We start from the raw sequence: 9,870 nt of genomic DNA, 5'->3' as shown, positions 1-9,870 counted from the left end.
AATCCGGCCTCGGGGTTCTGCTGAGCGTAGGGAGCGCACCGCCAGTCCTGCAGTTCAACGGCGATCCCGCGGGCCGCAAACGCCTCCACCTCGAGATGGTTCGTGGCGGCGTAGTCGCCGCTCAGGTAGGTCGTCGCGCCGAGCCGGGTGCAGATGTCGATGGTCCGGGCCGTGGCGCTGCCCGGCACCCCGAGTTCCGAACTGCGCACGAGCGGCGTGCGCACGCCCAGCAGATCGAGCAGCGTCGTGAGCATGGAGATGTCCAGTTCGTGCAGCGTGTTCCACTCGTGCTTGTAGATGGGGGCCAGCACCGCCGCGTACCGGCTCCAGAACGGCGCGCGGGCGTAGTTGGTCTGCAGCGCGCCCCAGTGCTGGGTTCGCCACCGCTTGTCCCGGCTGACCTCCACCTGGTTGATCCGGCGGGTGGACGGCCCCGCCAGCACCGGTACGGTCAGGTACATCCACCCGTCCACGCACCGCGAACCGGCGGCGCACTTAATCTTGTTGCGGTTCTGCCAGCCGTTCTTGGTGTACTGCGCGTCGTCCAGCAGCACGAAGACATCGCTCCGCGCGATCTTGTCGATGTAGCGGAGCCAGGGCAGATAGTGCGGTTGATGGATCGCGACGATCATCCCGTCCGCAAGCCTCCTCGATCGTCCACTCTAGTGCGCAACCGGGGCGCCCGGAGCCGGTGCTCTTCCCCATTTATCATCTAACCATCCCCCCGCGTAACCCCATCGACCGATGGAAATCCCTCCGCCGACGGTATGAGTCTCATGTGGCCTGCCTTACTTCGTCACGGCGCGAAGACCCTCGCGAAGAGAGGCCGGGACGGCCTGCGTGTCGCGCGCGCGCACGGCCTGCTGAACTCGTTCTAAAAAGCCGAACAGTGAGAGCAGCGGCCCCGTCATGAACGTTGTCACCAGAGCCATGAGCACCAACATGGCAAAGATCTTCGGCGGCAAAATACCTAAATCATAGCCGATGTTCAGCACGATGAGCTCAACGAGACCCCGGGTGTTCATCAACGCGCCCACGGAGAGTGAGTCCAGCCAGCTCATCCGGGTCCACCGCGCCGCCGCGGTTCCTGCCCCCATCTTTCCGGCGACGGCCACGGCGATAATGGCGGCGCACGCAAGCCAACTCTGCCAATCGCTCAGCAGTCCAACCCGCATGCGAAGTCCCGTAAAGGCGAAGTACAGCGGCAGCAGCAGAACTGCCCCAAACGTCTCCAGCTGTTCCTTCAACAGCGCGCGCAGCGGTCGGTATGACGGCATGGCCACTCCGGCCAGGAAGGCGCCGAAGAGCGCGTGAACGCCGATCGTCTGAGTAAACAGCGCCGATGCCACGGCGAACACCAGCGCTCCGGCGATGAGGCCCTTTCCGAAGGTTTCGGTCGGCCACCTCGACTGCACCAACCGGCCGGCCGCCGGCTTGATAAGGAGGAGCATCATCGCGGCAAAGGCAAGGAGGAGCACAATTGTCATTGCCGAGTCGAGCAGCCCTTTCGCCCGGACAATCGGCACGATCACCGCGAGGATGCACCACGCCGACGCATCGCCGACGGCGGCGGCCGCAAGCGCGGTGACTCCGGGCGGCGACTTCGAGAGCCCGCGCTCCTCAACGATCCGGGCGAGCACGGGCAGTGCGGTAATGCTCATCGCCACCCCCATGAATAGCGCAAAGGCGGTGAACGCGACGTGCGGGGCCGCCATAGACCGGTAGACCACGAGGGCGAGGACGGTGCCCAGGGAGAACGGCACGACCATACTGGCATGGCTCACCAGCACGGCGGTCTGCGCTGTGCCGCGCAGGCGTTCGATGTCGAGGTCCATGCCCACTGCGAACATGAACAGGATGACGCCGATCTGGCTCAGCAACCCCAAGCCGCCCATGGACGACGGCGGAAATAGGAAGGCTGTCGCGGAGGGAAACGCGCTGCCGAGCACGGACGGGCCCAAGAGAATACCGGCCATGATCTCGCCGGTGACGGTGGGCTGCCCGATGCGGAGGAAGATCTGTCCGAGCGCCTTGGCCAGCGCAACAATCACGATGACCTGAAGCAGCAGTGTGGTCAGGGGATCGCGCAGATTCGCCCCGAACGCGCTCCCCGTACCCGCGGGCGGACTGCCGCCCGGAAGACGCGGGCCGAGGTGCAGCACCCAGAGAGCGATCCCGCCAAAGATGACGAGAACCGCGGCGTAGAATAGGAGGTTGCGTCGCATGAGAGCCCCCCCGACGCGAGACAGCGTCCGCTCCTCTACCGGCCCTCTGAATCTCATGCCGGACAGCCTTTCGCCGCGAGCAGCCGCGCGTACAACGCGTCGATCTTTGCGACCATACGCTCCGCGCTGAAGGCGGCGGCGGTCCGTTGGGCGGATATTCCCATTGCCCGGGCGCGCTCCGGGTCCCGGAGACAGCAAACCACGGCCTCCGCGATCGCACGAGGGTCTCCGCTCGGTACAAGATATCCGGTCTCGCCGTCCGCCACGAGGTCCTGGATGCCGCTGACCCGCGACCCGACGACGGGACGACCGGCGGCGAACGCCTCTACGACCACCCTCCCCATCCCCTCGTTCAACGAGGGCAACACGACGACGTCCGCAAGACTCATGATCTCGGGCACGTCCGTACGCAGGCCCAACCATTTCACCGCGCCGTTCAGGCCCAGCGCGGAGGCGCGGGCCTGCAGCTTCGCGCGCTCCGGCCCGTCCCCGACGATCACGGCCGTGGCGGCCGGGACCGCGTCGCGTACGCGCGGCATCGCCTCGATCAGATATCGGACGCCTTTCACCGGCGCAAGCCTGGCGACGCAGGCGATAATCGAACCGGTTGCCGGCACGCCGAACGACATTCGCAGCGCTGCCTGCGTCGCGGTGACCTTTCCGAACCGCCCGAGATCGACGCCGCTGTGGATAACCTCGAACCGTCCCGGCGGTCCGATCCGCAGATTGAGGTGGTCCCGGCGCTCCGCCTCGGTGAGGCAGATGATCCGGTCGGTCCACCGGGCCACCGCGCGCTCAACCCACACGAGAGCGGCCGAGCCCGGCGCGTTCAGAAAGCTGTGGAATGCGTGGCCGTGCGGCGTGTGCACCACGACGGGCGTCCCCGCCCACCGCGCCGCGATGCGCCCGAGCAGCCCCGCCTTCGTGGTATGGGTGTGTACGATATGATAACGGCCCAGCCGGACGACTCTGGCCAAAGCTGCGAGCGCGCGCAGATCCTTGAGCGGATGCGGGTCCCGCACCAGGTCGGGGATGCGCACGAGCGGCAGATCATCCGGGATTCGCCCTTCGAGGCTGCCTTCCGGACCGTAGGTCGGTCCGCTCGCCAGCGTCACGTCATAGCGCGACCGATCGAGGCGAACGGCCGTCATCAATGTGTTCTCCTGCGCCCCGCCGAGGATCATGCGGGTAATCACGTGCAGGACGCGGATTTTCTTGCAGCGGCCCCGCTCAGCGTGCATGGGCGGGCCCCTGGGCGCGGCAATCCGGCGTATCGCGGTCCCCGAGGTCCGCGGCCCACACCCGCGCCAGCGCCGCGGCCGACGCGGAAGCTAGCGCCGCCGCCCGGCGCCGGCCTTCTGCGCCCAGCCGGGCGGAGAGACCGGGATCGCGCAGCACCCGTAGAAGTGCCTCGGACAGGCCGTCAAGATCGAGTGGATCGACGAGGATTCCCGTCTTGCCGTCCAGTACTGCGTCCTCAACACCGCCGCTGCGGCCGCCGATCGCCGGCTTCCCACTGGCGCCGGCCTCGAGGAACACCAACCCAAACCCCTCGACGCCGTCACGCTCGTCGAGGCTGCGGTTCGGCATGACGAAGACATCACATGCGGCATAGAGCCCGGGCACATGCTCGTCCGGGACGGGGCCCACAAAGACGACCTCACCGTCGCAGCCTGTTTCGCGCGCAAGTGCGCGGAGTCGCGGCTCGTCCGGTCCCGCCCCCGCGATCAGGTACCGGACCGGGCCCACTTCTTTGCGGAGCCGCGGCAACACCCGGATCACCGTATCGTGGCCCTTGCGCGTCACGAGCCGGCCCACGGTCAGCAGCACCTTCTGGCCGTCGATGCCGTATCGTCGTCTGACCGCGGCGGTGTCGATGCCCGGCTGAAAGCGCTCGATGTCCACCGGCGGGGCCACGATCTCGACGTGGGGATGTGAGATACCAAGGGACGCGAAGTGCCGCCGCGTAAAGCCGCTGTTCATGACGACCACGTGTGCGTTCCGAACCGTTGCCTCCGCCACCCGCCGGATCAAACGGAAGCGCATGTATGGGGCCATTTCACCTCCGTGCAGATACAGCACGTAGGGAATATTCCGCAGCGCCTTGAGCGCGAGCGCGATCGGCCCGAGGTACAGATGGCCGATGTGGACCATGCGGACCCGCTCACGCCGGACGATGCCGAACGCGGCGATGCCGAGGAGCAGCAACTGCCACAGCCGTGCCGCGGGGTGCGTCGAGACAGGTACACGCCGGCGAATAACCGAATACGGCTGGCGCGCGTCGAAGGCGACGTCCCCACGCAATTTCGGCGCCAGCACCAATACGCGATCGGAGACCGCCGGGCCGCGTCGCACCGCGGCTGTGCACATCCGCGCGTACCAGACGGCCTCCCCGCCCGCCATCGGCGGGAAGTCGTTGGTGATGAGCAGCAACGTCCGGGTCATGCGCGCGTGAACAGGGCAAGCTTGCCCGACGGAACGCGGTGGAGCAGGCGCTCTTCCACGGTGATGGTCCACGCGGGGCCGGGCACACCGGCCGCCGCGGTCCGCGCCGCGGCGGCCGGGTCGGCGGCCGCCGCGGCCGCATCGGGGGCAATCTGGAGCCGAAGGGCGCCCGGCGCGTCCTGCACAACCCTGACGCTGCCCTGCAGAGAATCCGGCAGCAGGCCGAAAAACCGGTCCAGCCACGGCTTGGCCGGCGCGACGCCGGCCGGTCCGGTCAGACGATCGTCGGCACGTCCGTAGACACGCAGAACCGGCAGTCCGCGGCCGCATGGACAGCCCTCGCCGGGCATGACGCCGATGTCTCCGGTGTCGTACCGGATCAGCGGGAACACCCGGTTTCGGAGATGCGTGGCGAGAATCCGGCCGGCGCGCGATGTTCCGTCGGAGAGTGCGTCGGGGACCACTTCGAGGAACACCGTCTCCGCGCTGATATGGAGGCGGCGCTCCTGACACTCAAACGCTACCGAGCCCAGTTCGCCCATCCCATACTCCTCGGCGACGGGGCACTGGAACGTTTCCTCGATGCGGCGCCGTTGAAACTCGTACAACGGCTCGCCGGTCAACACGATCACCTTGAGACGACGCAGCATATGGGGGTGCCCGCGCTGCGCGCGCGCCAGGCGATCGACCGCCGACGGATAGCCGTACAGGGCGACGGGGCCGGGCGCGTTCACCGCTTCGAGCAGCTCGGCCGCGCGGGCGTCGAACGCGACGTCGACCGGGACGCGGTGCCAGCCGACTGCCCGATCCTTGACGGCGCCGAGCAGTCTGTGAAGCGGCGGCCTCGCCGTGTGCCCGAGTAACAGCACCGCGGGCTGCGCAATGTCCACTCCCCACCACGAAAAACCTCGCCACGTCCCTGCCATGTACCAGCTGTAGACGCCGCGGTCGATCGGCACCGCGAGACCGGCACCTCCGCTGCCGCCCGATGCGCGGCGCATGCCCCGCAGCCTCGGCGATGCATCGGCGCCCACGGCGCGACGAAGCTCCTCCCGCGTGAGCGGCGGGACCTCGGCGAACCGGCCGGGCGTCATACCGGCGTCCAGGCGGCCCGCGCCCGGCGCGCCCGCCTCCCGTGCTGCGCGAACGATCTCCAGTACGCCATCCCACTGGCGGTCGCGCACGGCAGTCGGGGGAAGCCATTCGGTGCTCCGGGACACCGCGGCCGCCTGGCAGAATGTCTGTCCCAGAAGGAGCCGGCATCCCGCCATGCGCAGGCGGCGCGCGTAGGGTACGGCGGATCCGATCACGGCGTTTGTTCCTTCGCGCGCAGCCCCTGAGCATAGCCGACCGCATAGGTCAGCAGCGTTCCGGCATAGATGCATCGCCCGGAAGCCAGCGCGCCGAGCATTCTGGCCCCGTACCTCCAGAAGCGGCGCCGCGCGCCGGACTCCTCGGACGGGGCGACGGCATGATCCAAAGCCTGATCGATGACGAATTGCGGAAAGAATTTTTGGACATACGCCGCCTGCTGCCCGTTGCGATGATACTGACGCAGGATGCCGCGGAGCGTCGGCGGCAGCAGATGATGGATCCACGCGTCGGGGACCAGCACGACGCGGTAGCCGAACCTGCGCACCTCCCGGCGCAGGTACGGGTCCAGACCTCGCGGGATCCACTCGTGCTCCCCGCCGATGCGGTAGAAGATGTCTTTCCGGATGGCCAGGCACGGGTGCTCCGCCATGTCGCTGTCGGTGATTTCCCGGACGAGCCGGGACGACCGCCGGGGCAATTCCCGCATTGCCCGCCGCACGAGCCACGGCGCGTCGCGTGGCACGAGATTCGCCGCGCCGGCAATGCCGATGGCCGGATCGGCGTCGAACGCCGGCAAGATCCGCTCCAACAGATTGTCGTGGCCGATCCGGGTATCGTCGTCCATCGTGACCAGGAGATCGCCGCGGGCGATGGCCGCCGCGGTATTGATGGCACGCCCCTGGCGGCGGTCGCCTTCGACCACGATCACCTCGAAGCGCTGAAAGGTCTGCCGGGTCAGTTGCGCGAGAAGCGCCGGCAGATACCCGCCGCGATTCCCATCGGCGGTCGGGATGATGACGGAGATACGGGGATCGCCGACCCCGTCACGCCCGAGGATGCGCCTGACACTCGAGGGCGGACCGTCGCGGAGGTATCGCACGAACTCTCGGCGCTGCTCGGCGGCCACCACCGCGAGCGCCTGTCCGTCGAGTCTCAAAATCGGGTCGAGCCCGGCGGTCATTTACGCCTCCACCGCCGCGGGAGCCGTCCCGCGCAGCCAGGCGACGTACGCGCGGACGCCCTGCTCGATCCCGACGCGCGGCGCGTATCCCAGTTCCCGAGCGGCGCGCGCCACGCTGGCGTGTGTCAGCGGCACGTCCCCCGGCTGATCCGGATGCTGCTCGAGCACCGCGCGCCGGCCCACGGCGCGTTCGATCGTCGCGATCAACTCGCGCAACGACACAGTGTCCTCGGTTCCCAGGTTATACACACGGTAGCCCGCGGACCGCTCGATCGCACCCACCACTCCTTCGACGACGTCCCGCACGTACGTGTAGTCGCGGCGCGTGCTGCCGTCGCCGTACATCGGGAGCGGGGTCCCGGTACTCACGCACCGGACGAACTTGGCGATGGCCATGTCGGGACGCTGCCGCGGCCCGTACACGGTGAAGAACCGGAGGCATGTGACCGGGATCCCGTACAACTCGTGGAAGACCCTACTGAATTGCTCGGCCGCCAACTTGCTGGCCCCGTACGGCGACGCCGGCATGAGACGGCTCTCGTCCTCCCGGAACGGAACATCCGGGCTGCGGCCGTACACGGACGACGACGAGGCGACGACGATGCGGCCGACGCGGTGGAGACGGCATGCCTCGAGCACGTTGATCGTCCCGACCACGTTGATCTGCGCGTACGCGGCCGGCTCCTCGAGGGACCGCCGGACGCCCGGCCGGGCGGCGAGGTGGACCACCGCGTCGGATCCGCCCTCCAACACCGGGTCCATCGCCGCGGCGTCCCGGATGTCGCCTTCGACAAGCCGGAACCGCGAGGAGTCGAGGGCGCGCCCGAGATTTCGCCGCTTCAGGGCCTCGTCGTAGTAGGCGTCGAAGTTCTCGAGACAGCGCACCTCATGCCCGAGCGCGAGTAGCCGCTCCACGAGGTGGCTCCCGATGAATCCAGCGCCTCCCGTCACCGCGATTCGCATCGTCTTCTCCCCAGATAGGGCATATACAGATACAGTGTTACGCGAGGTCGGAAACCCGCTCCGGCGGCGCCTGCCCCGGCGCCGCGTCCAGATAGAGTCGCGCCCACACCTCGAGCACCAGCAGGCTCCACAACCGGCGCCCGAAGTCTCGCCGGCCTTCCATGTGCTGGTCCACGAGCCAGCGCACGAAGGAGGGCGCCCACAGGGCGCGGCGTTCGGCGGCCGGGCCCATGAGGATCGCGCGCGCCGCCGCTGCGCCGCGCGTGCGGAGCCACCGGCCCACCGGCATGCTGAAGCCGTGCTTGCGCTGCCGCAGCAGCCCCTCCGGCACGAGATCGCGGACGGCCGCCTTGAGAACGTACTTGGACACCAAGCCCCGCACTTTCAGGTGGTACGGCAGCGACGCCGCGAACTCGACAAGCGGGTGATCCAGAAGCGGCGTCCGCGCCTCCAGCGAGTGCGCCATGCTCATCCGGTCGACCTTGAACAGAATGTCGTCCGGCAGATACAGCGTCTGGTCGGCATAGAGCATGCGCTCCCGCGGGTCCGCGACCGCGACGGCACCGAGCCGGGCCCGGGCAGGCTCCGCGCCGTCGTAGGCACCGAGACTCCGGCGCAGCGATGAATGGTACAGCGCGGACTTGAAGGCGGCCCCAACGGTGGTCCGGCGCAAGTAGCCGTCTTCGAGCGTGGCCATCGCGTCGCTCATTCCACGCCGCAGGCGCGCCTCCCAGCGAGGGCCCGCGAGATCGGTCCCCCCATTCAGGCTGAGGCGGGCCAGCGGCTTTCGAATGGCGCCCGGGATCCATCCGGCCCACCGCCGCATCTGATCGCGCGCGGTCCACGCGTACCCGCCAAACAGCTCGTCCCCGCCGTCGCCGGACAGGACCACTTTCACTCGCCGGTGCGCGAGTTCGGACACGACGTACGTCGGCACCGCCGAATCATCGGCGAGCGGCTCGTCCATGAACCACGCGAGCCGGGGCAGGCCGTCGAGTACCGTGGCCTCGAGCAGGACCTCCTCGTGATCGGTGCCGTACCGCCGCACCATCTGACGCGCGTATTCTCGTTCGTCGTACCGGGGGTCGTCGAAGCCGATCGAGAACGTGCGGACGCGGTCCCCTGCCAGCCGGCACATGAGCGCGGTCACCACGCTGCTGTCCACGCCGCCGCTCAGAAACGCTCCCACGGGGACGTCGCTGATCATCCAGGCGCGGACGGCCTCGGTGAGCCGCTCCCGCAGCAACGCCGCCGCCTCGCCGACCTCACGCGGTCCGTCGCCGGTGTAGCGCACGTCCCAATACCGGCGCAGCGTAATCCGGCTCTGCGCCCATTCCAGCGAGTGGGCCGGCGGCAGTTTGCGGATGCCGCGGAGAATCGTACGCGGCGCGGGCACATAACCCAGAGTGATGTACTCCTCGACGGCCTCTGGGTCGAACTCGCGCGGGCCGTGGAAACCCGCCAGGAGACTCTTTAGTTCGGATGCGAAGACTAGACCGCCGTCCTGCTCCGCGTAGTAGAGCGGCTTGATGCCGAGGCGGTCGCGAGCCAGGAACAGTGTGCCGCGGCACGCGTCCCAGATCGCGAACGCGTACATTCCACGCAGGTGCCGCACGCAGTCCGGACCGTGCTCCTCGTACAGGTGAACCACGACCTCGGTGTCGCTCACCGTGGCAAACCGGTGGCCGCGCGCGGCGAGATCCGCCCGCAGTTCCCGATAGTTAAAGGTCTCACCGTTGTAGACGATCCAAACGGTCCGATCTTCGTTGGAAATCGGTTGGTCGCCGCCGGCCAAGTCGATGATGCTGAGACGGCGGTTGCCCAATCCGGCGCGGCCGTTGACGTACACGCCGCCCGCGTCCGGCCCGCGGTGGCGGAGCCTCTCGGTCATCCGTTCGAGCTCGCCGCGCTGCGGGCCAACGCCGTCGTGACCGCAGATTACTCCGCAGATTCCGCACATCG

General features: G+C 68.4%; 8 protein-coding genes. All 8 read right to left on the bottom strand.

The window, feature by feature from the left end; all coding sequences use genetic code 11:
- Nucleotides 1-632 (bottom strand): WbqC family protein (locus tag VKT83_19560; GenBank protein ID HLY24672.1); only part of this gene is annotated, 632 nt, incomplete at its 3' end.
- 156 nt (nucleotides 633-788) lie between these two features.
- Entirely contained in the window at nucleotides 789-2,162 is a 1,374-nt protein-coding gene (locus VKT83_19555) for a cation:proton antiporter (GenBank protein ID HLY24671.1), read from the bottom strand.
- A 116-nt stretch (nucleotides 2,163-2,278) separates the two neighbouring features.
- The gene (locus VKT83_19550; GenBank protein ID HLY24670.1) at nucleotides 2,279-3,466 is read right to left on the bottom strand and encodes a glycosyltransferase family 4 protein; all 1,188 of its coding nucleotides are present in this window, start codon (nucleotides 3,464-3,466) and stop codon (nucleotides 2,279-2,281) included.
- Nucleotides 3,456-4,670, bottom strand: coding sequence for a glycosyltransferase family 4 protein (locus tag VKT83_19545; GenBank protein HLY24669.1), 1,215 nt, complete (start codon nucleotides 4,668-4,670; stop codon nucleotides 3,456-3,458). Before VKT83_19545 ends, VKT83_19550 begins: the two co-directional genes overlap by 11 nt.
- Nucleotides 4,667-5,980: a hypothetical protein gene (locus VKT83_19540; GenBank protein ID HLY24668.1), complete on the bottom strand. Its 1,314-nt coding sequence runs from the start codon at nucleotides 5,978-5,980 to the stop codon at nucleotides 4,667-4,669. The genes VKT83_19545 and VKT83_19540 overlap by 4 nt, the downstream gene beginning before the upstream one ends.
- Nucleotides 5,977-6,945 carry a glycosyltransferase gene (locus tag VKT83_19535; protein ID HLY24667.1) on the bottom strand — a complete coding sequence of 323 codons (969 nt, stop codon included), beginning with the start codon at nucleotides 6,943-6,945 and terminating at the stop codon, nucleotides 5,977-5,979. The genes VKT83_19540 and VKT83_19535 overlap by 4 nt, the downstream gene beginning before the upstream one ends.
- Nucleotides 6,946-7,908, bottom strand: a complete 963-nt coding sequence (locus VKT83_19530) for an SDR family NAD(P)-dependent oxidoreductase (GenBank protein ID HLY24666.1) — start codon at nucleotides 7,906-7,908, stop codon at nucleotides 6,946-6,948.
- 37 nt (nucleotides 7,909-7,945) lie between these two features.
- Nucleotides 7,946-9,868, bottom strand: a complete 1,923-nt coding sequence (asnB, locus tag VKT83_19525) for an asparagine synthase (glutamine-hydrolyzing) (protein ID HLY24665.1) — start codon at nucleotides 9,866-9,868, stop codon at nucleotides 7,946-7,948.
- Nucleotides 9,869-9,870: the final 2 nt, after the last annotated feature.

Source organism: bacterium (genome assembly GCA_035308905.1).
Classification (GTDB): Bacteria; Sysuimicrobiota; Sysuimicrobiia; order Sysuimicrobiales; family Segetimicrobiaceae; genus DASSJF01.
This window is presented reverse-complemented; position numbering and strand designations above follow the sequence as displayed.